22 protein-coding genes and 3 pseudogenes are annotated in these 25,714 nt (G+C 60.1%); 19 read left to right on the top strand and 6 right to left on the bottom strand.

The window, feature by feature from the left end:
* Positions 1-36: 36 nt before the first annotated feature.
* Entirely contained in the window at positions 37-468 is a 432-nt protein-coding gene (locus ACZRKZ_RS17115; protein WP_463982198.1) for a hypothetical protein, read from the bottom strand.
* A 206-nt stretch (positions 469-674) separates the two neighbouring features.
* The gene (locus tag ACZRKZ_RS17120; protein ID WP_463968725.1) at positions 675-1,463 is read right to left on the bottom strand and encodes an AraC family transcriptional regulator; all 789 of its coding nucleotides are present in this window, start codon (positions 1,461-1,463) and stop codon (positions 675-677) included.
* An 86-nt stretch (positions 1,464-1,549) separates the two neighbouring features.
* Here ACZRKZ_RS17120 and ACZRKZ_RS17125 point away from each other — a divergent pair, with 86 nt between their 5' ends.
* The 5 genes and pseudogenes from ACZRKZ_RS17125 to ACZRKZ_RS17145 all read left to right on the top strand — a co-directional run.
* Positions 1,550-2,548 (top strand): bile acid:sodium symporter family protein, encoded by a 999-nt coding sequence (locus ACZRKZ_RS17125; RefSeq protein ID WP_463982199.1) that lies wholly within the window; start codon positions 1,550-1,552, stop codon positions 2,546-2,548.
* Positions 2,549-2,634: 86 nt separating this feature from the next.
* Positions 2,635-3,816, top strand: coding sequence for a sugar transporter (locus tag ACZRKZ_RS17130; protein ID WP_463982200.1), 1,182 nt, complete (start codon positions 2,635-2,637; stop codon positions 3,814-3,816).
* Between the two features lie 537 nt (positions 3,817-4,353).
* Complete coding sequence (locus ACZRKZ_RS17135) at positions 4,354-5,391, top strand: hypothetical protein (RefSeq protein ID WP_463982201.1); 1,038 nt, start codon at positions 4,354-4,356, stop codon at positions 5,389-5,391.
* Between the two features lie 127 nt (positions 5,392-5,518).
* Positions 5,519-5,938, top strand: coding sequence for a hypothetical protein (locus tag ACZRKZ_RS17140; RefSeq protein ID WP_463982202.1), 420 nt, complete (start codon positions 5,519-5,521; stop codon positions 5,936-5,938).
* 319 nt (positions 5,939-6,257) lie between these two features.
* Positions 6,258-6,602: pseudogene (locus ACZRKZ_RS17145) on the top strand (hemagglutinin repeat-containing protein); the annotation flags it as partial.
* A 51-nt stretch (positions 6,603-6,653) separates the two neighbouring features.
* Here ACZRKZ_RS17145 and ACZRKZ_RS17150 read toward each other — a convergent pair.
* Positions 6,654-7,166, bottom strand: a pseudogene (locus ACZRKZ_RS17150) (transaldolase family protein); the annotation flags it as partial.
* A gap of 95 nt (positions 7,167-7,261) precedes the next feature.
* On the opposite strand from ACZRKZ_RS17150, the gene ACZRKZ_RS17155 reads away from it, so the two are divergent.
* The 3 genes from ACZRKZ_RS17155 (at position 7,262) to ACZRKZ_RS17165 (ending at position 11,047) form a co-directional block, all read left to right on the top strand.
* Positions 7,262-7,702: a c-type cytochrome gene (locus ACZRKZ_RS17155; protein WP_133101017.1), complete on the top strand. Its 441-nt coding sequence runs from the start codon at positions 7,262-7,264 to the stop codon at positions 7,700-7,702.
* Between the two features lie 3 nt (positions 7,703-7,705).
* On the top strand, positions 7,706-9,133 hold the full coding sequence (locus ACZRKZ_RS17160; RefSeq protein WP_463968717.1) for a cbb3-type cytochrome c oxidase subunit I: 1,428 nt from the start codon (positions 7,706-7,708) through the stop codon (positions 9,131-9,133).
* 72 nt (positions 9,134-9,205) lie between these two features.
* The gene (locus tag ACZRKZ_RS17165) at positions 9,206-11,047 is read left to right on the top strand and encodes a nitric oxide reductase activation protein NorD (RefSeq protein WP_463982203.1); all 1,842 of its coding nucleotides are present in this window, start codon (positions 9,206-9,208) and stop codon (positions 11,045-11,047) included.
* Here ACZRKZ_RS17165 and ACZRKZ_RS17170 read toward each other — a convergent pair.
* Positions 11,041-11,241 (bottom strand): protein DnrP, encoded by a 201-nt coding sequence (locus ACZRKZ_RS17170; protein ID WP_463982204.1) that lies wholly within the window; start codon positions 11,239-11,241, stop codon positions 11,041-11,043. The genes ACZRKZ_RS17165 and ACZRKZ_RS17170 overlap by 7 nt on opposite strands.
* The gene (locus tag ACZRKZ_RS17175) at positions 11,238-11,921 is read right to left on the bottom strand and encodes a Crp/Fnr family transcriptional regulator (protein ID WP_463968715.1); all 684 of its coding nucleotides are present in this window, start codon (positions 11,919-11,921) and stop codon (positions 11,238-11,240) included. The genes ACZRKZ_RS17170 and ACZRKZ_RS17175 overlap by 4 nt, the downstream gene beginning before the upstream one ends.
* Positions 11,922-12,391: 470 nt before the next feature.
* On the opposite strand from ACZRKZ_RS17175, the gene ACZRKZ_RS17180 reads away from it, so the two are divergent.
* Positions 12,392-13,582, top strand: a complete 1,191-nt coding sequence (locus tag ACZRKZ_RS17180; RefSeq protein ID WP_463982205.1) for an NnrS family protein — start codon at positions 12,392-12,394, stop codon at positions 13,580-13,582.
* Between the two features lie 10 nt (positions 13,583-13,592).
* The gene (locus ACZRKZ_RS17185; protein WP_133101012.1) at positions 13,593-14,024 is read left to right on the top strand and encodes a hypothetical protein; all 432 of its coding nucleotides are present in this window, start codon (positions 13,593-13,595) and stop codon (positions 14,022-14,024) included.
* Between the two features lie 40 nt (positions 14,025-14,064).
* On the opposite strand, the pseudogene ACZRKZ_RS17190 reads toward ACZRKZ_RS17185, so the two are convergent.
* Positions 14,065-14,520: pseudogene (locus ACZRKZ_RS17190) on the bottom strand (hemerythrin domain-containing protein); the annotation flags it as partial.
* A 170-nt stretch (positions 14,521-14,690) separates the two neighbouring features.
* Here ACZRKZ_RS17190 and norR point away from each other — a divergent pair.
* The 9 genes from norR (at position 14,691) to nosZ (ending at position 25,699) form a co-directional block, all read left to right on the top strand.
* The gene (gene norR, locus ACZRKZ_RS17195; protein WP_463968713.1) at positions 14,691-16,211 is read left to right on the top strand and encodes a nitric oxide reductase transcriptional regulator NorR; all 1,521 of its coding nucleotides are present in this window, start codon (positions 14,691-14,693) and stop codon (positions 16,209-16,211) included.
* Positions 16,212-16,310: 99 nt separating this feature from the next.
* Complete coding sequence (gene pdxH / locus ACZRKZ_RS17200; protein ID WP_463982206.1) at positions 16,311-16,958, top strand: pyridoxamine 5'-phosphate oxidase; 648 nt, start codon at positions 16,311-16,313, stop codon at positions 16,956-16,958.
* A 91-nt stretch (positions 16,959-17,049) separates the two neighbouring features.
* Positions 17,050-17,604: a molybdenum cofactor biosynthesis protein B gene (moaB, locus tag ACZRKZ_RS17205; protein ID WP_463968711.1), complete on the top strand. Its 555-nt coding sequence runs from the start codon at positions 17,050-17,052 to the stop codon at positions 17,602-17,604.
* A complete protein-coding gene (locus ACZRKZ_RS17210) occupies positions 17,601-18,836 on the top strand; it encodes a molybdopterin molybdotransferase MoeA (protein WP_463982207.1) in 1,236 nt (411 codons plus the stop codon). The genes moaB and ACZRKZ_RS17210 overlap by 4 nt, the downstream gene beginning before the upstream one ends.
* Positions 18,837-18,891: 55 nt before the next feature.
* A complete protein-coding gene (ubiU, locus tag ACZRKZ_RS17215) occupies positions 18,892-19,887 on the top strand; it encodes a ubiquinone anaerobic biosynthesis protein UbiU (protein ID WP_463968709.1) in 996 nt (331 codons plus the stop codon).
* 10 nt (positions 19,888-19,897) lie between these two features.
* A complete protein-coding gene (locus ACZRKZ_RS17220) occupies positions 19,898-20,788 on the top strand; it encodes a U32 family peptidase (RefSeq protein ID WP_463982208.1) in 891 nt (296 codons plus the stop codon).
* Complete coding sequence (gene ubiT, locus ACZRKZ_RS17225) at positions 20,782-21,252, top strand: ubiquinone anaerobic biosynthesis accessory factor UbiT (protein ID WP_463968707.1); 471 nt, start codon at positions 20,782-20,784, stop codon at positions 21,250-21,252. The genes ACZRKZ_RS17220 and ubiT overlap by 7 nt, the downstream gene beginning before the upstream one ends.
* A gap of 309 nt (positions 21,253-21,561) precedes the next feature.
* Positions 21,562-23,748, top strand: coding sequence for a transcriptional regulator NosR (gene nosR / locus ACZRKZ_RS17230; protein ID WP_463982209.1), 2,187 nt, complete (start codon positions 21,562-21,564; stop codon positions 23,746-23,748).
* Positions 23,749-23,776: 28 nt separating this feature from the next.
* On the top strand, positions 23,777-25,699 hold the full coding sequence (gene nosZ, locus ACZRKZ_RS17235) for a TAT-dependent nitrous-oxide reductase (RefSeq protein WP_463982210.1): 1,923 nt from the start codon (positions 23,777-23,779) through the stop codon (positions 25,697-25,699).
* Positions 25,700-25,714: the final 15 nt, after the last annotated feature.

Below are 25,714 nucleotides of genomic sequence, written 5' to 3' on the forward strand. Positions count from 1 at the left end.
CTTGTTCTGGTATCAGGTCCGGGTGAATTAGCCCGGTCAGGCCATCGCTTGCGCCTGAATCCGCAACTCCCCGTCCACATCCTTGACCAACCCACTGGCCAAAAACAGCGCCAGCAAGCGTTTGTGCAACTGCGGCTCGACAAAGTCCTTCACCGTGTCCAGCGCCAGGTTGCCGCTGCCGGGCAGCTCGGTCTTGGTATAGGACAGCCAGGCTTTTTTCAGCATTAACAGGACATCGCTGCCAGCGGTGGAGGCGAAGCGGCGGTTGGCCTGTTGGCCTTGCAGGTTGAAGGTGTGCTGGAATTCATAACCGGTCTCGTCGCCCGCGCTGGCCACACAACGCACGCACGTGCAGGGGCCATCGCCAAAGGCGGCGAGCAGATAGGTATTGAAGTCCACCACGGGCTTGAGCGCCAGGCGCTTATCGACTTCGAACAGGTCCCCGGTCATTTTTGCGTCAGTGCTCAACGTCCATTTCCTTACAGGTCTACGGCTGGTTTTTTAGGAGCGCGGCACAATACCAGCCGGATGGAGTGTGCGGGTGTTTTTTGCCAAGGGACGACCCGTAAACCCTGTCTTTTATCTACGCCCAAAAATTGCAGGAACTGGGCGTGCTGAAAAACAAGGCGAGCAGTTGGAAGGATTACTTCTTTGAAGAGGCCCATGCCTGGTCATTAGCGGAAGAACTCTCCCGGCGTCGCATCAAACTGCTGGCGGAAAGCCGCAATAAACGCCGAAGTCGACTCGTACCCACACGCCAGTGCCACATCGGTCACCCGCTCACCCTGTTCCAGCGCGGGCAGGGCGCTCAGCAGCCGTAACCGCTGGCGCCACGCCCGAAACGTCAAACCGGTATCTCTCAAAAACAACCGACTCAGGGTTTTCTCGCTGACTCCCAGCTTCTGGCTCCACTGCCCCAGAGTGGTCTGCTGTTCCGGGTGCAGATTCAAGCTGCGGTAGATCTGCCGCAGACGACCGTCAAGGGGCAATGGCAACATCAAGTCCACCTGGGGCGCAGCGGCCAACTGGTCCAGCACCACCTGGGCCAGCCGCCCGTGCGGACCATCCTCGGCATACTCCACCGGCAACTCGCTGAAGCTGCGGATCAATTCGCGCAACAAGCTACTCACCGCCAGCACCTGGCAACGCTCGGCCGCCCAGGCGGTGACGCTGCAATCGAGGTACAGGCTGCGCATCTCGGTATGGGGCGAACTGAACACCCGGTGCGGCATCCCGGCCGGTATCCACACCGCCCGTTGCGGCGGCGCGACAAAGCGCCCGGCGCTGGTCTGGATCTCCAGCACCCCGCAAATCGCGTAGGACAACTGCACCCACGGATGACTATGGCGGTGGGTCAGGGCGCGGTTGGGCAGGGATTCGGTGCGGCCATATACCGGCCGTGGCAGGCTGGAAAGCCCAGGCACGCTGCGGCGGACGGTTTTTTCATGTCCTTTAGGCGGCATTTACTGGCTCATTGGCGTTAGTCGGTAACAAGCCGTTACGTTAGAGTCGCTTGGATGCTCTTGGCAACCCCTGGAAGATCCTGCTTATGACCCGCCCACGCTTTTTGCCTGACAACTTCACCCTGACGCTGATCGCCACGGTGATCCTCGCCTCGCTGCTGCCCGTCAGCGGCCAGGCTGGCGTGGCCTTCGGCTGGCTGACCAACGCTGCCATCGCCCTGTTGTTTTTCCTCCACGGCGCCAAGCTGTCGCAACAGGCCATCGTCGCCGGGGCCGGCCACTGGCGCCTGCACCTGCTGGTGTTCAGCCTGACGTTCGTGCTGTTCCCGCTGTTGGGCCTGGCACTCAAGCCGCTGCTGTCGCCAATGATCGGCAAAGACTTGTACATGGGTATGCTCTACCTGTGTGCGTTGCCGGCCACCGTGCAGTCGGCGATTGCCTTTACGTCCCTGGCCCGGGGCAATATCCCGGCGGCGATTTGCAGTGCGGCGGCGTCCAGCCTGTTCGGCATCTTTCTTACGCCGTTGCTGGTGGCGTTGTTGCTCAATGTCCACGGCGAAGGCAGCTCCACCGTTGATGCCATCCTCAAGATCAGTGTGCAGTTGTTGCTGCCCTTTGTAGCCGGGCAAATCGCCCGCCGCTGGATCGGCGCCTGGGTGGCGCGTAATAAAGCCTGGTTGAAGTTCGTCGACCAGGGTTCGATCCTGCTGGTGGTCTATGGCGCATTCAGCGAAGCGGTCAACGAAGGTATCTGGCAGCAGATTCCGCTGTGGGAGTTGGGCGGCCTGGTCGTCGCTTGCTGTGTGTTGCTGGCGCTGGTGCTGGTAGCGTCCACGGTGCTGGGCAAGGCGTTCGGCTTTAATCAGGAAGACCGCATCACCATCCTGTTCTGCGGCTCGAAGAAAAGCCTGGCCACTGGCGTGCCGATGGCCCAGGTGCTGTTCGCCGGTAGCACCATAGGCGTGCTGATCCTGCCGTTGATGCTGTTTCATCAGATCCAGTTAATGGTCTGCGCGGCCCTGGCCCAGCGTTATGCCAAACGGCCGGAGACAATCCCGGAGTTAATGGGGCAAGTGGACCCCTGAACCATCGTGTTACTATTTTTGCGCGCTGCTCAAGGGCTGGCATCGGGCTGGCAAGATATGCGCGCAACGAGTACGACGACCTGTAAATGAGCCTTTCTTCAACAACACCTCAAGCCAACTGGCAACCGGTCATCGCCCTCGCGCTGGCGGCCTTTGTCTTCAATACCACCGAATTTGTCCCAGTCGGCCTGCTCAGTGCCATCGGCGCCAGCTTCGACCTGCCCACCGCGCGCGTTGGCTTGATGCTCACCATTTATGCCTGGGTGGTGTCCCTGACGTCGCTGCCGGTGATGTTGCTGACCCGCAACGTCGAGCGGCGCAAGCTGTTGATCGTGCTGTTCGGCATGTTTATCGTCAGCCATATCCTTTCCAGCGTGGCCACCAGCTTTGGCCTGCTGATGGTCAGTCGCATCGGCATTGCGCTGTCCCATGCGTTGTTCTGGTCCATTACCGCGTCCCTTGCGGTGCGCCTGGCGCCGGAGGGCAAGCAGGTCCAGGCGTTGGGGCTACTGGCAACTGGCACATCATTGGCGATGGTGCTGGGTATTCCGCTGGGACGCTTGCTGGGCGAAGCCATGGGCTGGCGCACCACCTTCCTGGTGATCGCCGCGTTCGCTGCCGCCCTGGTGTTCTGGCTGGCGCGAACCTTGCCACTGCTGCCCAGCCAGAACTCGGGTTCCCTGCGCAGCCTGCCGATGCTGTTCAAACGCCCGGCGCTGGTGGCGCTCTATGTGCTGACGGCCCTGGTGGTGACCGCCCAGTTCACCGCCTACAGCTACATCGAACCCTTCGTCGAAGGCGTCGCTGGCCTGAGTGGCAATTCAGTGACGTTGATCCTGCTGGTATTCGGCGGCGCGGGCATCATTGGCTCGCTGCTGTTCAGCCTGGTGCACCGCCTCAATCCCTACCGTTTCCTTATCGCGGCCGTGACCGTGCTCGCCTTGTGCCTGGCCTTGTTGCTGCCGTTGAGCGGTGAGGTCTCGTACCTGGTGACGCTGAGTGTGTTCTGGGGGATGGCGATCATGGCTTTCGGCCTGGCGCTGCAATCCAAGGTGCTGGTGCTGGCGCCGGATGCCACCGATGTGGCGATGGCGATGTTTTCCGGGATCTACAACATCGGTATCGGCGGCGGGGCATTGCTGGGGAGTTGGGTGGGCGTGCAGTTTGGCTTCGCCTATATCGGCGCGGTGGGGGGATTGCTGGCGGCGGTAGCGTTGGGGCTTTACTGCCTGGCGATCTACCGGTTTGGCCAGGGTGTGGCTCGCTGAGTCATACGGTCTATAAAGTGCAGCAAATTTAGTGTGGGAGAGTTGGCTTGCTCGCGATAGCCATAGGTATCTACACCTCTTCTTGTGAGTGTTGATATCTGTGGCAAGCCCGCTTGCCACAGGGAATCCGCCAGCCATCAGACATTGGTAGATACCTATGCCGCGATAGCCGTGGGTCAGCTACCTAAATGTTGACTGATAGACCGCTATCGCAGGCAAGCCAGCTCTCACATGTGACCAGTATCGGTTTGAGTTTTATGCCACCGGGGTCAGCGGATCGGCAGCCATTAATCGGCGTGCCGAAAATATAGGGTCAGACCACGTTTAAATAATGGTGGTCTGACCCCTGTTATCATGCTTATTTCAATGTTGTTACGGGCAGAGGGTTGGCTATGCAGTCGCGGGAAGCTGCGAAGCGAGTGGGGAGGTAAACGACAGCGTGCGGGAAGGCGGAGACTCGAAAAGTCGCCTGACTAAAATCAAACAGCCTCCGCGAAACCCGGGGCGGTTCAATATACTCAAACTGGATGTCACCAGATGAACCAAATAAAAACATTCATTTTTACTCTGGCTATGTTCATAACCAGCACGGCTTTTGCAGCAGGCCAGCCCGCCAAGAATTACATTTACTTCCCTAACCGCGAAGCAGGCGGTTCAAATATCAGGGAGGACAAGGCTTTGCCCGACCCGCGCTTTAGCGGGGCGCAAATTGTCTACACCTGGCGCAGCCTAGAGCCGGTCAAAGACCAATACGATTTTTCCGCGATCAAGCAGGACCTTGCCTATTTGAGTTCTGTTGATAAGAAACTCTGGATACAACTACAGGAAAAATCCTTCCAGCCTAATAAAAAAAACGTACCGGACTATCTGCTGCTCGATCCCATTTACAACGGCGGTGTACTGAAACAGAGCATGCTCTCGGCTCCGGAGCGCGATCCTAATAAACCAGAGACTGATGATGAGTATGGGTGGTCGGCAAGGATGTGGGAGAAACCGGTACGTGATCGTTTCCAAAAGCTGATTGCTGCATTAGGAAAGGAGCTGGATGGAAAAGTCGAAGGGATAAATTTTAGTGAGAGTTCTATCGAAATCGGCGTCGAGCAGCCAGACGGTAAGACCGTCTTCCCAAAGGATTTTGATCCAAAGGTATATGTGGATGCGATCAACTCAAATATGCAGGCACTGAGTCACGCATTCAGGAAGTCGACCCCAATGGTTTACCTGAATTTTCTACCTGGCGAGTGGCTACCCTGGCAGGACAAGGGGTATATGCGTAGCTTATTTGCCGAAGCGAAGAAACTGAAAATTGGAGTCGGTGGCCCCGATTTGATGCCCTATCGTAAAAGTCATATGGCACAAACATACGGATTCTTCAAGGCGTATCCGAATACTTTAGTGAAAGGGATGGCAGTCCAGCATGGCAATCTGCGCCAAATCAACCCCAAGACAGGAAAGAAAAACACAGTTGCCGATATTATCAATTTTTCCCGCAACTACCTCGAACTGGATTATATCTTCTGGGTAGAGGACGAACCCTACTTTACTAATGAAGTGCTGCAGCAATTGCCATACTAAGTGTAGCGGCTCGTGTTTGAAACTCCGTAAGGCGCAAGTTTGATAATAAGTATGATAAGGCAATAAAAAAATGCTCGACTATGCTGACACTTTAAATCCCGGCGACTTTAAGAAGAGGTGATGGGCTGTGGTTTATGAATATTTAACATTGGGCGCGGTTGGGCCATTAATTGTTGGAATGCCTAGGAGTGATGTGCGCTCTCTACTTGGAGAAGATTTCAGGGCGTTCAAAAAAACTGCCGCAGCTTTGAATACAATTGATGCCTACGACGACCATGAGCTTCATGTGTATTATGATGAAAGTGATACGGTAAAGGGTGTCGAGTTTTTCAAGGGTAGTAGTTTTTTATGGAAAGGCAGAACCCTGGTAGGTGAAACCTACGCTAAAGTTAAAGAGTGTTTCTCGCGTGAAGGAATGGGTTTTTCTGTCGATAACTATGGGGTTTATGGCGAAAAGTTAGGTATGGGGTTTTACATTCCTGATATTGGCGACGAGGGTGATGAGGCTATGGTTGAATCCCTCTATCTTGATTTGACAGTGAGCTGACTGCTTTTCTATTTTTCAAAAAATGATCGATATGTAGGGGCTGAAAAAAACGGGGTCAAACCCTGAGGAATCCCCACAAATCTACTCCAAGCTCTGCGACTGATGGTGCACTTCATCACGCAGGGTTTTCTCCAACATTTTCAAGCATGCTCGCCCACCGAAATCTGTGCAGCTGCACCAATATTCCCAGCCTAGCCGCCACAACGAAAGTACCCGTTTCGCCCTGAGGCTGTTGCTTTGATAGCGCCGTTCAAAATCACGTTCTCGTGCCTGAGAAAAGGACGAAAAAAGCGAGAAAAGCGGACGGATTTATTTTTCAACTTACGAACAGCGCCTGATCCAGCAGGCAGTGGTCGAACGTACCGGCCAACGCTTTATCGACGGCCAGGACACCAACGAAAAGTTGTTCAAGTACCTGATGGACAACGCCCTGGCCAGCAAGCAGCAGTTGAACCTGGCGGTGGGCGTCACCCTGACCTCGCAACAGGTCGCAGCCCTGACCCATGACATCGTTTGGCTCGAAGAGCATGAAGTGAATGGCGAAAAAGTCCTGGTGCCAGGGCTGTACCTGGCCCAGGCCGACAACCGCCTAGCACCGAACGGCGCGTTGATCGCCGGTAACGACCTGAACCTGATCGCCGGGGAAAACCTGCTCAACGCCGGCAATCGCCTGGATCAGCAGATCGGCAGCCATTAATCGGCCTACCAGCGCCCGTCATAACGCAGCCAGAACACTCTCCAGCTTTTCCTGATCGCGCGCGAATTGCCGAATCCCTTCCGCCAACTTCTCCGTGGCCATCGCATCTTCATTGGACGCCCAGCGAAATTGCGCTTTGTTGAGGTGCAGGCGAGCTTCCCCGGCATTTCCCGGAACCAATAAACGCTCCAGTGGCCCCTGATCTTCATCGAGTTTTTGCAGCAGGTCAGGGCTGATGGTCAGTCGGTCGCAACCGGCCAACAGTTCGATTTGGCTCAAGGTGCGGAAGCTGGCGCCCATGACCACGGTCTGGATGCCGGCTTTTTCCAGGCGCTCGGCGGTGCGGATGCCTTCCCAGGTAGAGGTCAGCTTGATCAAAACGCGGTCGCGGCTCACGCCAGCCTGGTCGTAAAGGGCGATCAACTGGTTGGCCTTGGTCCACAGCGCCTCTTCGTCGAAGGATAGGCGGGCGTCGACCTCGGTGGAGATACGCCCCGGAATCACTTCCAGGATGCCGCAGCCCACCGATACCCGACCAAAACCATCGGCATTTCTTGATCGCCATCAAGCAGCTTTTACCCCCTCACTTTCTATCATGGTCCCTGCCAAGCAATGAGGAAGCGACCATGTCAGAGACCTTCACCAAGGGCATGGCCAGGAATATTTACTTCGGAGGAAGCGTGTTCTTCTTCCTGATATTCCTGGCACTGACCTACCACACCGAACAAACCTTTCCCGCCCGCAGCAACCAGGACCAGCTCACCGAGTCAGTCGTTCGCGGCAAGGGTGTCTGGGAGCGCAATAACTGCGTCGGCTGCCACACCCTGCTGGGCGAGGGTGCTTACTTTGCGCCGGAGCTGGGCAATGTGTTCAACCGCCGGGGTGGTGACGAAGCGTTCAAACCCTTCCTGCACGCCTGGATGAAAATGCAACCGTTGGGCGTACCCGGGCGGCGTGCCATGCCGCAATTCAACTTGAGCGAGCAGGAGGTGGACGATATGGCCGAGTTCCTTAAATGGAGCTCGAAGATCAACACCAATGGCTGGCCGCCAAACAAGGAGGGCTGAGGAATGCGCATCGCCAATCCCTATCTGAAATTCCAATCCCAGGCTGTGGCCAAACCCTACTTCGTCTTCGCGCTGATCCTGTTCCTCGGCCAGGTGCTGTTCGGTTTGATCATGGGCCTGCAATACGTGGTGGGCGACTTTCTGTTCCCGTTGATTCCCTTCAACGTGGCGCGGATGGTCCACACCAACCTGCTGATCGTCTGGCTGCTGTTTGGCTTTATGGGCGCAGCCTACTACTTGATTCCCGAGGAGGCTGACCGCGAACTGCACAGTCCGAAACTGGCGATTATCCTGTTCTGGGTGTTTGCCGCCGCTGGCGTGTTAACCATCCTCGGTTACTTGCTGGTGCCCTATGCGGCCCTGGCCAAGCTGACCCACAACGAACTGCTGCCGACCATGGGCCGCGAATTCCTGGAGCAGCCGACGATTACCAAGATGGGCATCGTTGTCGTCTGCCTGGGCTTTCTCTACAACATCGGCATGACCCTGCTCAAGGGCCGCAAGACCACCATCAGCATGGTGATGATGACCGGCCTGATCGGTCTGGCGGTGTTCTTCCTGTTCTCCTTCTACAACCCCGGCAACCTGGCACGTGACAAGTTCTACTGGTGGTGGGTGGTGCATCTTTGGGTGGAAGGCGTGTGGGAGCTGATCATGGGCTCGATGCTGGCCTTCGTGCTGATCAAAGTCACCGGTGTCGACCGTGAAGTGGTGGAGAAATGGCTGTACGTAATTATCGCCATGGCCCTGATCACCGGGATCATTGGCACCGGTCACCACTTCTTCTGGATCGGCGCACCCGAGGTGTGGCTGTGGGTTGGTTCGATCTTCTCCGCGCTTGAACCGCTGCCGTTCCTGGCGATGGTGATGTTTGCCTTCACCATGGTTAAACAGCGTCGGCGCCAGCACCCCAATCGTGCGGCCACGTTGTGGGCCAAGGGTACTACCGTCACGGCGTTTTTCGGCGCCGGGGTCTGGGGTTTCCTGCACACCCTGGCACCGGTCAACTTCTACACCCACGGTACGCAATTGACAGCGGCCCACGGGCACCTGGCGTTCTTCGGCGCTTACGCAATGATCGTCATGACGCTGATCAGCTACGCCATGCCTCGCTTGCGTGGCCTGGGTGAAGCGCCGGACCAGCGCTCCCAGACTATCGAAATCTGGGGCTTCTGGATGATGGTTTTGTCCATGGTGATGATCACCCTGTTCCTCACCGCCGCCGGTGCAGTGCAGGTCTGGTTGCAGCGCTGGCAGGTAGACGGTGTGGCCTTGCCGTTCATGGCCACGATGGATCATCTGACTCTGTTGTTCTGGGCGCGACTGGCCAGTGGCGTGGTGTTCCTGCTGGGGCTGCTCTGCTACCTGTACAGCTTCCGTCAGCGGGGCCGGGTCAAGGTGGCGGGCGCACCGGAGCCGATTGTCTATTGATCGCTGAACGTTAATCCCCAAGAGGGCGGTCCGGCTGATACAGCGGGCCGTTTTACGTCTGGAGCACGTCACATGGCCTTTACCCTTGAGTTGGAAGAGTGGGTCGGCAGTGTCTGGCACCGCTTTATCACCCGGCACGCCAGTGCCGATTTCCCCGAAGCCCGGGTTGATCTGGCCGACCGTCAACGCAGCCTGGCCCTGTTGTTCCGCGCCCTGGGCGGCGCCAGCGGGATTTCCCTGGAAGCCGCCAGCGAGCGTGATCTGTTACTGCGCCGCAACTTGTTGATGCGCATTGCCGGCACCTGCAAGCAAGCGCCGCTGGCGTCCTGCGACGGTAGTCGCCTGCGCCTGCCAGCGAGCCTGGCGGTGTTCCCCGATGCATCGCTGAACCGTGAGTTGTACCGCTGGCTGGCATTGCTGGCAGCGCAATCGGGCCCCATGACCCATTGGGCGCGAGACAATCAGCGCTGGACCTGGCTGCTGCTGCAACGCTACCCGGCCATGCTCCCCAGCTACCATCGGCTGGTGGACGCGCACATTCAACTGCGCCCCGATCCGGCCAGCCTCAACCCCGGCGAAGCTGCCCTGGAAAAGTCGCTGCGCAAAGCCCTGCGTGAACCCGGCAGCATCCGCGATCTGCCACGCAGTGAGCGGGCCGCCTGGCCATTGCCCTTGTGGCTGTACCCACCCTTGCACCTCAACAGCCCCCAGGCCGGTGACCTTGAGGATGACGGCGACGACCTGGCCACCAGCCCCGGCGAACAGCAGGGCGCACCCAAACGCGCCACCCGCGTCGACGACAATACCCGCGACGGTGGCCTGCTAGTGGTGCGCCTGGAAAACCTGTTCAGTTGGACCGAACACGTCGACCTCGATCGCTGGTCCGACGACAGCCAGGACCCGGATGCGGCACGGGTCGCCGAAGACCTGGATCAGCTCAGCCTGTCCCGCCAGCGCGTGCGCAAGAGCGGCGGCTTGAAACTGCACCTGGATCTGCCGCCCGCCGACGTCGATGATATTCCCTTGGGCGAAGGCATCAAGCTGCCCGAGTGGGATTACCGCCAGCAACGCTTGCAGGAAGGCTTCGTCAACCTGCAACTGATGCAGCCCAGGGATAGTGAGCCCCAGTCATTGCCGGCGCGCTTGCTGCCCCAGGCCCAGCGTTTGCGCCGCCAGTTTCAACAACTGCGCACCGACCGCCAATGGCTGCGCCAACAACCCCAGGGCTCGGAACTGGACCTGCAGGCATGGCTGGATTTTCATGTGGAGCGTCAACACGGCCCCTGTGCCGCCCGTGGCCTGTTCATGGAGCAGCGCCATACCCGGCGCGACTTGGCGTGCCTGCTGCTGGCGGACGTGTCGATGTCCACCGACGCCCATTTGAACGATGAGCAAAAGGTCATCGACGTGATTCGCGACAGTCTGTTGTTGTTTGGTGAGAGCCTGTCCGGCCTGGGGGATGCGTTTGCTCTGTATGGCTTTTCTTCCCTGCGTCGGCACCAAGTGCGCCTGCAGCAACTCAAGTCATTCCAGCAGCCTTACGACGACCGCACGCGCGGCAGTATCCAGGGGCTGAAACCGGGCTACTACACCCGCATGGGCGCGGCGATTCGCCAGGCCACGCAACTACTGGGTGGCTGCAAGCAGCGGCGCAAACTGCTGCTGATACTCACCGATGGCAAGCCCAATGACCTGGATTTGTATGAGGGGCGTTACGGCGTCGAGGACACCCGTCAGGCGGTGGTGGAGGCGCGGCGTCAGGGCTTGACCCCGTTCTGTATCACCATCGACAAACAGGCTGGGGATTACTTGCCGTACATGTTCGGCGCCCACGGCTACACCCTGATCCGTCAGCCGGAACAGTTGCCGTTGCGCTTGCCTCAGCTTTATCGGCAGTTAACCGAGCGTCAGTAGAAGTCCCGAGGCAGCCAGAAGAACATGACGATGCAAAACAGCGTCAGGCCCAGGCAAAACCATTGGAAGCGCTTGAGTTTACGGGCCTGGACGCTGGCCTCGCAGGTGGGCAGGGCCATGGCGCAGCGCTCGCACTGCTCACCGTCAACCGCATTGGGATGTTGGCAATACAGGCAGACGCGCACTGCGTTCACTCAAATTGCTCCAGGCGTGGGCGATCGAGAATGGCAATCTGCCGACCGTCCTGGGTGATGATCTTTTCATCAATCAGCCGGCGAATGATCCGCGAGAAGGTTTCCGGCTGGATCGACAGGTGCCCGGCGATTAACTGCTTGGCCATGGGCAATTCGAAACTGCTGTCGATGCTGTGCAGGCGCACCAGTTGCGTGAGCAGGTAGCGCACCACCCGGTGGGTGGCGTTCTTCAGCGACAGGGTTTCGATCTCGTTGACCCGCTGGTGCAGGCGCACGCACAGCTTGCCCAGCAGGGCGAAGGTCAGGCGGCTGTTGCTGTGCAGCAGGCGCATGTAGGTGGCGTTGGACAGGCGATACAACTGCGTGGGGCACACCGCTTCGGCGCAGGCCACGTAGTTGGGGGTGTCCATCAGCATCATCGCCTCGGCGAAGGTGTGCCGCTCGCCAATCACTTCGAAGACCTTCTCCTGGCCATCCGGGGTCAAGCGGTAGATCTTCACCGCGCCGGCAATCACGAAGTAGAACGAGTCGGCTGGTTCACCCTGGCGAAACAGCGGCTCGCCCTTGTCTATGCTCAGCAAGTGACTGGTGGACATCAACTCATCCATCTGTTCCTCGTTCAACGGCTCGAACAGGTGATGGCTGCGCAGGATCTGGTGATGGACGCGGTGCAGAACCATGGGCGCATCCTTGGGGCACGACAGGGACGGGATCATACGAGCAACAACGACAGGCCACTGGCCGCCGCCATCATTGAACCGAGGATCACGAACCAGGCCAGGGGCTGGATGACTTTTTTCATGGAAACTCCGAGAGGCAAGGTATTAACGGGATAACCGGGTAGAGCAAGAGGCGGGCCAGGGGAGGAGCCTTGTAATTGGAGGGCTGTAGCGGCGAAAGGGTAAAAATGACCTTGGTGCTTATGGTTGTTTTAACCCCAAAATGGTCATTTTTACCCTCTTCGCCGTAGCCCGAACCTGAACGGGCGTAGCAGGAGCGATACCGATCAGGGTGGCCCAGCCCTTGCTACCTCATCAGACAATGGCCCCAAGGTTAATCCCACCGCTCTTGACCCAGCTTGACCTGCGACAAGGGCCATGCGCGGGCAATACCGGATGATCGGGCCGGCAACGAATTGAGGAGTGGTTGTATGCAAGTGCTGGATCGGCGCAAGGCAATGTCGATTACCCCGTTATTTCGTCTGGCCTTTCGGCCATTTTTCCTTGGTGGCTGCCTGTTGGCGTTGCTGGCAATCCCGTTGTGGCTGCTGGCCCTGGCCGGCACTACCGGCGCCTGGCAGCCGGCGGGTGGCTGGCTGGCCTGGCACCGTCACGAACTGTTGTTCGGCTTCGCCATGGCGATCATCGCCGGCTTCCTGCTGACCGCCGTGCAGACCTGGACCGGTCGTCCCGGCCTGAGCGGCACGCCCCTGGGCCTGCTGGCGGCGATATGGCTGGCCGCACGACTGGCCTGGCTGTTCAACCTGCCGTGGCCGCTGCTGGCGGTGCTGGAATTGACGTTTCCCCTGGCGGTCGTCGGGTTGATGGGCTGGACCCTGTGGCAGGTTCGGCAACAGCGCAACTACCCGATTGTGTTGGTATTGCTGCTGCTGACCCTGGCCGACGGCCTGTCCCTGTATGGCTTGCTGCGCGGCGATGAAGGCTGGCAGCGCCAGTCGGTGTTGACCGGCTTGTGGCTGGTGGCGGCGATGATGGGCTTGATCGGCGGGCGGGTAATTCCGTTTTTCACCAAGCGTGGCCTGGGTCGTACCGACGCGGTAAAACCCTGGCCCTGGCTCGATCATCTGTTGTTGATCGGCTCAGCCCTGGTAGCGCTGCTGTATGCCGTCGGGCTGGCGTCGGTTGCCAGTGTCTGGGTTGGCATCTTGTTCGCGCTGCTGGGTCTGGGCCACTTGCTGCGCTTGGTGCGCTGGCATGACCGGGGCCTGTGGCGTGTGCCGCTGCTCTGGTCATTGCACCTGGCCTATGCCTGGCTGGCAGTGGCGTGCCTGGGCATGGCGCTGTGGCATGTGGGTGTGCCGCTCAATCCCAGCCTGGCGGTGCATGCACTGACGATTGGCGCGATGGGTGGCTTGATTCTGGCGATGATCGCCCGGGTCAGCCTGGGCCACACCGGCCGCGCCCTGGCGCCGCCCTCGGGCATGACCCTGGCGTTTGTGCTGCTCAACGTTGCGTGTCTGAGCCGGGTCGTACTGGTGCTGTTCTGGCCCTACGCTGCGCTGTGGCTGGCCGGCCTGTGCTGGACCGCAGGGCTTGGCATCTATGTATGGCGCTACGGCCCGATGCTGTGGCGCACGCGGGTTGATGGCCATCCGGGCTAGGAGATCGACAATGCTGTATTCGGGGTTACTGATTTTGCATCTGCTGGCGGCGATTGCCTTTATTGGCACGCTGTTTTTCGAAGTGTTTATCTGGCACAGCGCCCGCAAGGAACTGGCCTGGTCGGCGCAATTGACCTCGGACCAGGCCATTGCCCGGCGTTCGCGGCGGGTGCTGCACGGGGTTGTGGTGCTGTTATACGGCGCCGGGATTGCAATGGCGTGGCAATACCGGGGGGTGTTGAGCTTGCCGTGGGCCAGTCATTTTGCGGCGCTGTTGAGCCTCAAGATTGTGCTGGCGGTGAGCATCATCGGGCATTACCTGCTGCTGGCTTACTGGCTGGGGCGCGATCATCTAAGCCCGGCGCGGGCGATGTGGATACGCCGCAGTATCCTGGGGCATATGCTGCTGATCGTTATCCTGGCGAAGATGATGATGCGCTGAGCGCGGGCATATTGTGGCGAGCCCGCTCGCCACAGGTGGCTCATATGCTTGGATTCAACGCCCGAACAAACAACACATCATTTTCCAGATGAATATGCTCCAGCAGGTCGCCGTGAAACACCTCCAGCCCTTGGTACAAGGTGCGCCAGGTATTGCAGGCACCGGCTGGCGGCTTGATCTGGTCGGTCAGTGCCAGCAGTTGCTCCAGGGCCTGGCCATGTTGCTCATGCTCATAACGCATCACCTGAATCGGCGGCGCGGCGTGGGCCCCCATGCCCATTTTCAGCATCGGGAACAGCACCTGTTCCTCCTTGAGCATATGGCCCTCTAGTTCCTGACGGATGTCGCGCAGCAGGTCGGCCAAACCGTTGGGGCAATGGCTGTGCTCACCGTGGACCTGTTCGACGCGGCAGGCCAGGCGAATCAGCTCCGGCAGTTGCTCGCGGTGGCGGGTGTGATAACGCTCCAGCAGATGCTCGATCAATTGTTCCTGGGGCAGGGTGGTCGGGTTCATCAGGCTTCCTCATAAATGTGGACGAATGAGTCCGTTATTGCATCCTCTGTGCCACCTCCAACCTATTGAAAATTAACGCTTAGTTATTTGTGGTGGTCAGGATCACCCTGATGCTGCAGGGTAGAACCGACCATACAAGGGTAATTATGACCATGCTGCGTGAAAGTCTGTCGGCCGACCTGATTGTCGAACTGCCCAATGCCGTGCGCCTGCAACGGCTGGTGCAGACCCTGCGTGAATACTTCAACAGCGGCGCCGTCGGCCTGCTGCGCCTGGATGGCGACGACAGCCTGCGCCCGGTGGCCACCGTCGGCCTGGTCCATGAAGCCCTTGGCCGGCGTTTTGTGATTGCCCAGCATCCACGGTTGGCGGCGATCATGGCGTCCCGCGAGCCCACTTGGTTCGAGCCCGACAGTCGCCTGCCTGACCCCTACGACGGCCTGCTGGACACCCTGGTCGGCGAGCCGCTGCCGGTGCATGACTGCATGGGCGTAAGCCTGTTTGTCGAAGGCCGGCCCTGGGGCGCGATCACCCTCGATGCGCTGCACGCCGGCACGTTCGACGCCAGTGCCCGCGACCAGCTCAAGCGCTGCACCCTGCAGATCGAAGCGGCGGTGCGGGTCACGCGCCTGGAGCAGGAAAATCGCAGCCTGCGCCTGTCTCGCAGCGACCTCGGCGAGGGCTTGCCCAACGTCGAAGACGGCGAAATCCTCGGGCAAAGCCCGGTCCTGCACCAGTTGCTCAACGAACTGGATGTGCTCGCCGACTCTGACTTGCCGGTGCTGTTGCTGGGGGAAACCGGAGTGGGCAAGGAACTGTTCGCCCGCCGCTTGCATCGGCTGTCGCGGCGCAGCCACAAGCCGCTGATCCAGGTTAATTGCGCGGCACTGCCGGAATCATTGGCCGAGAGCGAGCTGTTCGGTCACGTCAAAGGCGCCTTTTCTGGCGCCACCAGCGACCGCGCCGGGCGTTTTGATGCGGCCAATGGCGGCACGTTGTTTCTCGATGAGGTCGGCGAGTTACCCCTCAGTGTCCAGGCCAAGCTGTTGCGTACCTTGCAAAATGGCGAGATCCAGCGCCTGGGGGCCGATAAACCGTTGCATGTGGACGTGCGCATCATTGCCGCCACCAACCGCCATCTGCCGGACAGTATCCGCAGCGGACTGTTTCGCGCCGACCTGTATCACCGGCTTTCGGTGTACCCGGTACCGATTCCGCCGCTGCGTGAGCGCGGCCACGACGTGTTGCTGCTGGCCGGGCATTTCCTCGAACTCAATCGTGCCCGGCTTGGCCTGCGCGGGCTGCGCCTGTCGCCGGCAGCCGAACAGGCGCTGCTCGGTTATGGCTGGCCGGGCAATGTGCGCGAGCTGGAGCATGTGATCAGCCGTGCCGCCCTCAAACAACTGAGCCGTGGTGGCAATCGCAGCGAGATCATGACCCTGGAAGCCGGCCTGCTGGACCTTGACAGCAGTGCTGTCGCGCCTCAGGCCCTGGTTCAGCAGGCGCCGCCGCAAGCCTTTCAATCCCTGGGAGAGGCGGTGGACGAATGCCAGCGCCAGAAAATCCGCCAGGCCCTGGGCCTGTCCGGCGATAACTGGGCCAGTGCTGCGCGGTTGTTGGGGCTGGACTCAAGTAACCTGCACAAACTGGCCCGGCGCCTGGGGCTCAAGTAGCTTCCTGCGATCCCATGACGCAGCGCGCAGTTGATCGCGGTCAAGGTGTTGCACACGTGGGCTGATCAGACTGCGGTGAACTTTCTGGAGGTTCGCCCCATGCCCCTTTCCCTCGCACAAATGCGCCGCAACTACACCCTGTATGGCTTGCGGGACGAGTTGGCGCAGGACGATCCGATCGCCTTGTTTGGCCAGTGGCTGGAGCAGGCACGCACAACTGAAGCAGCCCCGGTGGAAGCTAACAGCATGGCCCTGGCCACGGTGGACAGCGAAGGCCGCGCCCATTGCCGAATCATCTTGCTCAAGGGCTTCAGTGACCAGGGTTTTACCTTCTTCGGCAATTACCTGAGTGGCAAGGGCTTTGATCTGGCGAGCAACCCCAGCGCCGCAATGACCTTCTTCTGGCCCGGCCTGGAGCGCCAGGTGCGCATCGAAGGCACGATCTCGCGTCTGGCGCCGGAGCTGTCCGATGAATACTTCCACGCTCGACCTATGGCCAGTCAGCTCGGCGCCTGGGCCTCACCGCAAAGCCAGCCCCTGGCCCATCGCACCGAGCTGGAAAGCCGTCTGCGCGAAGTGACCCAACGCTTTGCCGGGCACCAGCCGCCGCGTCCCGAGGCGTGGGGCGGCTGGTGCCTGCACCCCGAGCGCGTGGAATTCTGGCAAGGACGCGCCGACCGCCTCCACGACCGCCTCGACTATCGCCTGGAACAAGGCGTATGGCAGCGCACGCGATTGGCACCCTGAACCCAGCGGAGGTACCTCCTTGGAGGAATAGGCCCGCATGCGGATGCAGTGCAGGCTGGGCCAATTGCTCATTTATCCCGAGATTTTGACCATGGCACATTTGACCCAACGCGACTTTGCTTCACTGAACATTGCGGTACTCACCATCAGCGATACCCGCACCTTTGACACCGACACCTCCGGGCAGACCCTGTGCGATCGGCTGCAAGGAGCAGGTCACGAACTGATCGAGCGGGCCTTGGTGGTGGACGATATCTACCAGATTCGCGCGCGTATCTCGCAATGGATCGCCGACCCGCAGGTGCAGGTGATCCTCACCACCGGCGGCACCGGTTTCACTGCCCGAGACAACACCCCGCAAGCGGTACTGCCGCTGCTGGACAAGCACGTCGACGGTTTCGGTGAACTGTTCCGTCAGGTTTCCCTGGCAGAGATCGGCATGTCGACCCTGCAGTCCCGCGCCCTGGCGGGTATGAGCAATGGCGTGTTGGTGTGCTGCATACCGGGTTCGCCGGGTGCTTGCCGCACGGCATGGGACAAAATCCTCTCGGGGCAATTGGACAGTCGCACCGGGCCGTGCAATTTCGCCCCGCACCTCAAAATCCAGGCGCAGCAGCAGCTTGAACCCTGTGAGGCGCGACCATGAGCACATCCGTGTGTGAAAGCGGTGAGTTGACCCCGGTGGACGACGCCATCGAACGGTTGTTGGCCCTGGCGCCGCTGGCGCCTTCGACTCAACAAATAAAGCTGGACCAGGCGTTGGGCCGGGTATTGGCCTGCGATATTTTTTCCCCGCTGAACCTACCGGCCTGGGACAACAGCGCCATGGACGGTTACGCCTTGTGCGCGGCTGATCTGCCGTCCGAGGGCGGCTACCTACGCCTGGCCGGGCGCATTGCCGCCGGAACGGAAGCGGCTACGGGATTGTCCAGCGGGCAAACCATGCGCATTTTTACCGGCGCGCCATTGCCGGCCGGCGCCGACACCGTGGTCCCTCAAGAGCGCTGCCGAGTCTACGGCCAGCGCATCTGGTGCCCGCCGATGCGTGCCGGTGAGCATGTGCGCAAACAGGGCGAAGAAGTGCATCAGGGCCAGTTGCTGTTGGCGACCGGCAAGCGTCTGCGGGCACAGGAATTGGGCCTGCTGGCAGCGGCTGGATTGGGCCATATCAAGGTCTACCGACCCTTGCGGGTGTGCCTGCTGAGCAGCGGCGACGAACTGCGCGACCCCGGCGATCACCTGGCGCCGGGGCAGATTTACAACAGCAATCGGTATTGTCTGGCGGCGCTGTTGAAGGGCTGGGGCGTGGAGGTGCATGACTACGGCGTCATGGCCGACGAACTGGCCGCCAGCCGCGACGCCCTGAGCCTGGCCTCATCGGAATGCGACCTGCTGCTGACCTCTGGCGGCGTTTCGGTGGGTGAGGAAGACCATCTGAAACAGGCGATCAAGGAATTGGGCCGCGTGGACTTCTGGCGCCTGGCAATCCAGCCCGGCAAACCCCTGGCTTTTGGTGACGTCGCCGGCAAACCGTGGATCGGTTTGCCAGGCAATCCGTCGGCAGCGCTGATCACCGCGCTGGTGGTGGTGCGTCCGTTTCTGCTGCGAGCCCAAGGGGTGACTGACGTCACGCCGCTGCCGGTGCTGTTGCCAGCCGATTTCGAGTGGACCCAACGCAACAAGCGCCGGCAATACCTGCGCGCGCGGTTGAGCCCGGGTACCGATGGTCAGGCACGGGTGACGCTGCATCCAAGGCAAAGCTCGGCCATGTTGAGCGCCGCTTGCTGGGCTGATGGCCTGGCGGTGGTGGAGCGCGAGCAGTTGATCGACAAGGGGGCGCTGGTGCGATTCATGCCCTTCGCCGAATTGATGATGTAGGCGCGAGCTTGTTCCTACATGGGCTATACGATGCTTTTTTCGATGAGGAGTCACCATGCAACTGGTCTGCCCGGCAGGGAATCTGCCTGCGCTTAAAGCGGCGGTGCGCCAAGGTGCCGATGCGGTGTATGTCGGTTTTCGCGACGACACCAACGCTCGGCATTTCGCCGGTCTGAACATGGACGACAAACAGTTCGACGGTGCCGTCGCCCATATCCGCGAGCACCAGCGCAAGCTGTATGTCGCGGTCAATACCTACCCGCAACCCAAGGGCTGGGAGCGATGGCAGCGGGCGGTGGACCGGGCGGCTGACCATGGCGTCGACGCGCTGATTGCCGGCGACCCAGGGGTGCTCAACTACGCCAGCAAACGGCATCCGCAGATGGCCTTGCACCTGTCGGTCCAGGGTTCGGCAACCCATGCCGCCGCGTTGCAGTTCTACGCCGAGCGCTACGGTATTCGACGCGCGGTGCTGCCTCGGGTGTTGTCCCTGGCCCAGGTCAAGCAAGTGGCTGCCAGCAGCTCGGTGCCCATTGAAGTGTTCGGTTTTGGCAGCCTGTGCATCATGGCCGAGGGGCGTTGCCACTTGTCTTCGTACATCACCGGTGAGTCACCAAACCTGTGTGGCGTGTGCTCACCGGCCAAGGCCGTGCGCTGGAGCAACGATGCCGAGGGCCTGACGGCGCGCCTCAGTGAAGTGCTGATCGACCGCTACACGCCGGATGAACCCGCCGGTTATCCGACCCTGTGCAAGGGCCGCTTCATGGTGGGCGGCAAGCGTTTCCACGCCCTGGAAGAGCCCACCAGCCTCGACACCCTGGACCTGTTGCCGGAACTCACCGCCATCGGCGTCCAAGCGATAAAAATCGAAGGCCGACAACGCAGCCCGGCCTACGTCGAACAAGTCACCCGAGTCTGGCGCGCCGCGCTGGACGCCCACCGAATCGCGCCCGCCAAATTTGTGGTCAAGGACCAGTGGCGCCAGGCGCTGGCGGGTCTATCCGAAGGCAGCCAGACCACCCTGGGCGCCTACCATCGATCGTGGCAATGAGGGCACAGATATGAAACTCAGCCTGGGACCGGTGCTGTTTTATTGGGATAAGCAACAACTGGGGCAGTTCTACAGCGAGATGGCTGAGCTGCCTCTGGACGTGATCTACCTGGGGGAAACCGTGTGCTCCAAGCGGCGGGCATTCAACCTGGATCAATGGCTGGGCCTGGGGCGCGAGCTACAGGCTGCAGGCTCGGCGCAAATCGTGCTGTCGAGTCTGACGTTGATTGAGGCGGCTTCGGAACTGTCGAGTCTGCGTCGCCTGTGCGACAACGGCCAGTTGTTGGTGGAAGCCAACGACATGGGCGCAGTGCAATTTCTTGCCGACCGCAAGCTGCCCTTTGTGGGCGGCCCGGCGCTTAATTTGTATAACGGCCATGCGCTGGTGCAATTGCTGGATGCCGGCATGGTGCGTTGGGTGCCGCCAGTGGAATGCTCCCGCGCCTTGATCAGCGACGTGTTGGCACAAGTCAGCGAACTGGGGCGCCCGCTGCCTGAAGTGGAAATCTTCGCCTACGGGCATTTGCCCCTGGCCTATTCGGCGCGCTGCTTCACTGCACGTGCGGAAAACCGGCCCAAGGATGACTGCCTGTTCTGCTGCATCAATTACCCGGACGGCATGGCGTTGACCAGCCAGGAAGGGCAGGCGCTGTTTACCCTCAATGGCATTCAAACCATGTCGGCAGAGGTGACCAACCTGCTGGCGGACTATCCGGGGCTGGTGAGTTGTGGTGCCGACATGCTGCGTTTGAGCCCCAGGGCCCAGGGCACGGCGGGTATCGTCGAGGCGTTTGACCAGGTACGTCAGGGCGCCACGCCGCCGCTGTTTGTCGAAGGCTGCAATGGCTATTGGCATGGCCAGGCCGGGATGTTACGGGTTGAGGAGGCAGGCCTGTGTTGAGTCGCAAACAATGGCTGCTCAAAGGCGCCGACCGAATATTGCCGCTGATGCGCAAGGTACCGTTTGCGGTGCAGCGGTTGGCGTTGCAGCAGGGCCTTAATCGTTGCCTGGCGGAGCCGTTGCGTGACGGTGGTTTTGAGCTGTTGCGCGGGCGCTGGATGTGCCTGCGCATCCCTGACCTGGGGTTGTGCTGGTACCTGACCCTGGGGCACGACGGATTGCGTATTGCCGAACGGGCCGAGGCCCAGGTCACGATCAGTGGCAACTGGCGGGAGTTTTTGTTGCTGGCCAGTCGGCAGGAGGATCCGGATACGCTGTTTTTCCGGCGGCGGTTGGTGATCGAGGGGGATACGGAGTTGGGGTTGGGGCTCAAGAACCTTATCGACAGCCTGGACCCCGATGTATTGCCACCCTGGCTATGGCGCAATCTGGAGCGGGCGGGGAAGGGGTTGGCGGCTTTGTAGCTACCTTGAAAAACACCGGTAGTTGGGCTAAAGCCGATCAGTTAACCCCACTACTGTAGGAACGAGCTTGCTCGCGAAAAACTCGAGAGCGCCGCGGTTAACCCGCAAACCCGCGTTAGCGTTCACGACCTTCGCGAGCAAGCTCGCTCCTACAGGGGGCTGAGGCAGTCGGCTACCAAGCCGCTATGCGCCAAAACGCCGCACCGCCAATCCCCAGGTCGCGGCCTAACTTGATTTCAATCAAGGGCCATCTGACCGCCTGCCACCTACCATCGGTCTCACATTCCGGCCGTTGAAGGCAGTGAATTCATGAGCAGCCTCCAACCCTCGTTATTCGCAAAAGTGGCTTCAAATTCGGTCATTTGGCTGGTTTTCCTGGTGCTGTTCTTCACGGCCTTGGAACCCGTCCAGGCCAAACCCTACGGCGACATCGAACAACAACGCATCGAAAAAATCTTCCCCCAGGTCGACACCGTCTCCACCCCCGAAGGCAAGTTCAACGTCCGCACGTTATCAGCAGCCGGCAAGATCATCGGCTACGTGTTCCAAAGCCTGGACGTGGTGGATATCCCGGCCTATTCCGGCAAACCCATCAACACCCAAGTCATCCTCGACCCGACAGGCACGATCCGCGATGCCTTTGTGCTGGAACACCACGAACCGATCCTGCTGATCGGCATTCCCGAAGCCAGACTCCACGACTTCACCGCCCATTACTCCGGCATCAAGGTCAACCAGCGCGTGGTGGTGGGTCGCTCCAGTGATGTGAAGGCGGTGACGGTAGATGCCATCGCCGGTGCAACGGTGACGGCCATGGTGGTTAACGAAGTGATCATGCGTGCCGCCCATGAGGTAGCCGTCTCCCTCAAGCTGATCGAAGACAAGGCCAGCACGGCGCAAAAAGTCGCCCTCATACGCACCGGCCATTTTGAACCCGCCACCTGGCAGCAACTGACCGGCAATGGCGCCATCCGCAGCCTCAACCTGACTCGTGGCCAGGTGGACGCCGCGTTCAAGGGCACCGAAGCCGAAGGTGTCGAAGTTGCCAGCGTCGATCAGGTCGATGAGACGTTTATTGACCTGTATGTCGCTGACATCAACCCACCGAGCATCGGCCGCAACTTGCTGGGGGATGATCAATACCGCGTGCTGATGCAAGGCCTCAAGCCCGGCGAGCAGGCCATCGCCGTGCTGGGGCGCGGGCTGTTTTCCTTCAAGGGTTCGGGGTATGTGCGCGGCGGGATTTTCGATCGAGTGCAATTGCGCCAGTTTGGCAATGTCATCAGCTTCCGCGACATGGACCACCAGCGGGTCTACGACGTGTTCGCCCAGGGCATACCTGAGTTCGACGAAATGTCGGTGTTTACCGTGCGGCCCCAAGCCGGTTTCGATCCCGGTTCGCCCTGGACCCTGGAGCTGTTGGTGCGGCGTCAGACTGGCCCGGTCAGCGGCACGTTCAGCAGTTTCGAATTGCCTTACCAGATGCCCGAGCAGTACCTGGAACGGCCACTGCCCACGGCCGCCGAGCAGGCCGCCATCGAGGAAGCCAACCGGCCGATGTGGCTGACCATCTGGTACCAGAAGCAGTTCCAGATTCTGGTGCTCGGTGCTGCGCTGGTGCTACTCACGGTGATCCTGTTTCTGCAGGACAGCCTGGCGCGCCGGCCCCGCTTGCTGCACTGGGTGCGCCGAGGCTACCTGGTATTCACCGTGGTGTTTATCGGCTGGTACGCCCTTGGGCAGTTATCGGTGGTTAACGTACTGACCTTCGTCCATGCGCTGTTCCAGCAGTTTCGCTGGGAGCTGTTCCTCACCGATCCGTTGATTTTCATGCTCTGGGTGTTCACCGCCGCCAGCATCCTGCTGTGGGGCCGTGGCGTGTTCTGCGGCTGGCTGTGCCCGTTCGGCGCCTTGCAGGAACTGATCAACGAAGCCGCCCGCAAGCTGAAGATTCGCCAATACGAGTTGCCCTTTGCTGTCCATGAACGGTTGTGGGCGATCAAGTACCTGATCCTGTTGCTGCTGTTTGGCATTTCCCTGGAGTCGATGTCCAGCGCCGAGATGTTTGCCGAAGTGGAACCCTTCAAGACCGCCATCACCCTCAAGTTCGACCGCCAGTGGTGGTTTGTGCTCTACGCCGTGGCGCTGCTGGTCATCAACATCTTCACCCGCAAGGTCTATTGCCGCTACCTCTGCCCACTGGGCGCGGCGCTGGCGATCCCGAGCAAATTTCGCCTGTTCGACTGGTTGAAACGACGCAAGGAGTGTGGCGATCCCTGCCAACTGTGCGCCAAGGAATGTGAGATCCAGGCGATCCACCCCGACGGCCATATCAACGCCAATGAATGCCACTACTGCCTCGATTGCCAGATGACCTGGCACAACGACAACAAATGCCCGCCACTGATCAATAAGCGCAAGAAACGCAATAAGGCCGCCGCTGTCGTCGCGCAGTTGATACCAGTGGTGCAGGTGCCTACGTCCGAATCTCAGTGATTGTTTTTATTCTCTCAAGGAGCATCCCATGAACGACACAGAATCGAAAAAACCAGGGCAAACCCCGGAACCCGAAGGCCTGAGCCGGCGTGGTTTTCTCGGCACTGGTGCCATCACCGGCGCGGTACTGGCGGGTGCCACGGCCCTTGGAGGCACAGTGTTTACTCGTGAGTCCTTCGCCGCAGCGGCCAAGGAAGCCAAGTCGAAAATCCACGTTGGACCAGGAGAGCTGGACCAGTACTACGGTTTCTGGAGCGGCGGCCATCAGGGCGAAGTGCGCGTAATGGGCATTCCGTCGATGCGCGAGCTGATGCGCATCCCGGTATTCAACGTCGATTCCGCCACCGGCTGGGGCCTGACCAACGAAAGCAAGCGCATCCTGGGGGAGGGCGCCAAGTACCAGAACGGCGATTGCCACCACCCGCACCTGTCTACCACCGACGGCAAGTACGACGGCAAATACCTGTTCATCAATGACAAGGCCAACACCCGGGTTGCACGGATTCGCCTGGACATCATGAAGTGCGACAAGATTCTCACCGTGCCCAACGCCCAGGCCATTCATGGCCTGCGCCTGCAAAAGGTGCCGTACACCAAGTACGTGTTCTGCAATGCCGAGTTCATCATTCCGCACCCTAACGACGGCCACTCCTTCGATTTGCAGGACAAGAGCAGTTTCACCATGTTCAACGTCATCGATGCCGAGAAAATGGAGATGGCCTTCCAGGTCATCGTCGACGGCAACCTCGACAACGCCGACGCCGACTACACCGGCAAGTACGCGGCCGCCACCTGCTACAACTCGGAGAAAGCCTCCGACCTGGGCGGCATGATGCGCAACGAGCGCGACTGGGTGGTGGTGTTCAATATCCCGCGCATCGAAGCGGCGATCAAGGCTGGCAAGTTCATCAACCTCGATGGCGTCAAGGTGCCGGTGGTCGACGGGCGCAAGGGCGACGACGGCAAAGACAGCGAGTTTACCCGCTACATCCCGGTACCGAAGAACCCCCACGGCTGCAACACTTCGCCGGACGGCAAATACTTTATCGCCAACGGCAAGCTGTCGCCGACGTGCACCATCATCGCCATCGACAAGCTCGACGACCTGTTCAGTGACAAGATCAAGGACCCGCGTGGCGTGGTGGTCGGCGAGCCGGAACTGGGCCTGGGCCCGTTGCACACCACCTACGACGGGCGGGGTTTTGCCTACACCACGCTGTTTATCGACAGCCAGGTGGTCAAGTGGAACATCGCCGAAGCCATCCGCGCCTACGGTGGTGAGAAGGTCAACTACATCAAGCAGAAACTCGATGTGCAATACCAACCGGGCCACAACCACGCCTCGCTGACGGAAACCCGCGATGCCGACGGCCAATGGCTGGTGGTGCTCAGCAAGTTCTCCAAGGACCGCTTCCTGCCAACCGGGCCACTGCACCCGGAAAACGACCAGTTGATCGACATTTCCGGCGACGAGATGAAGCTGGTCCACGACGGCCCGGCCTTTGCCGAACCCCACGACTGCGTCATGGCCCGCCGTGACCAGATCAAGACCAAGAAAATCTGGGAGCGTAACGACCCGTTCTTCGCCGAAACCGTGGCCATTGCGGCTAAGGACGGTATCAAGCTGGAGACCGACAACAAGGTCATCCGCGACGGCAAGAAAGTACGGGTGTACATGACCTCCATGGCCCCGACCTACGGCCTGACGGAGTTCACCGTCAAGCACGGCGATGAAGTCACCGTGACCATCACCAACATCGACCAGATCGAAGACGTGACCCATGGCTTTGTCATGACCAACCACGGCGTGAGCATGGAAATCAGCCCGCAGCAGACGTCGTCGATCACCTTTATCGCTGATAAGCCCGGCCTGCATTGGTACTACTGCAGCTGGTTCTGCCATGCACTGCATATGGAAATGGTCGGGCGGATGTTGGTCGAACGGGCCTGACGGCTTATGCGGCTA

The sequence above is a fragment of the Pseudomonas sp. c313 genome (assembly GCF_055407145.1).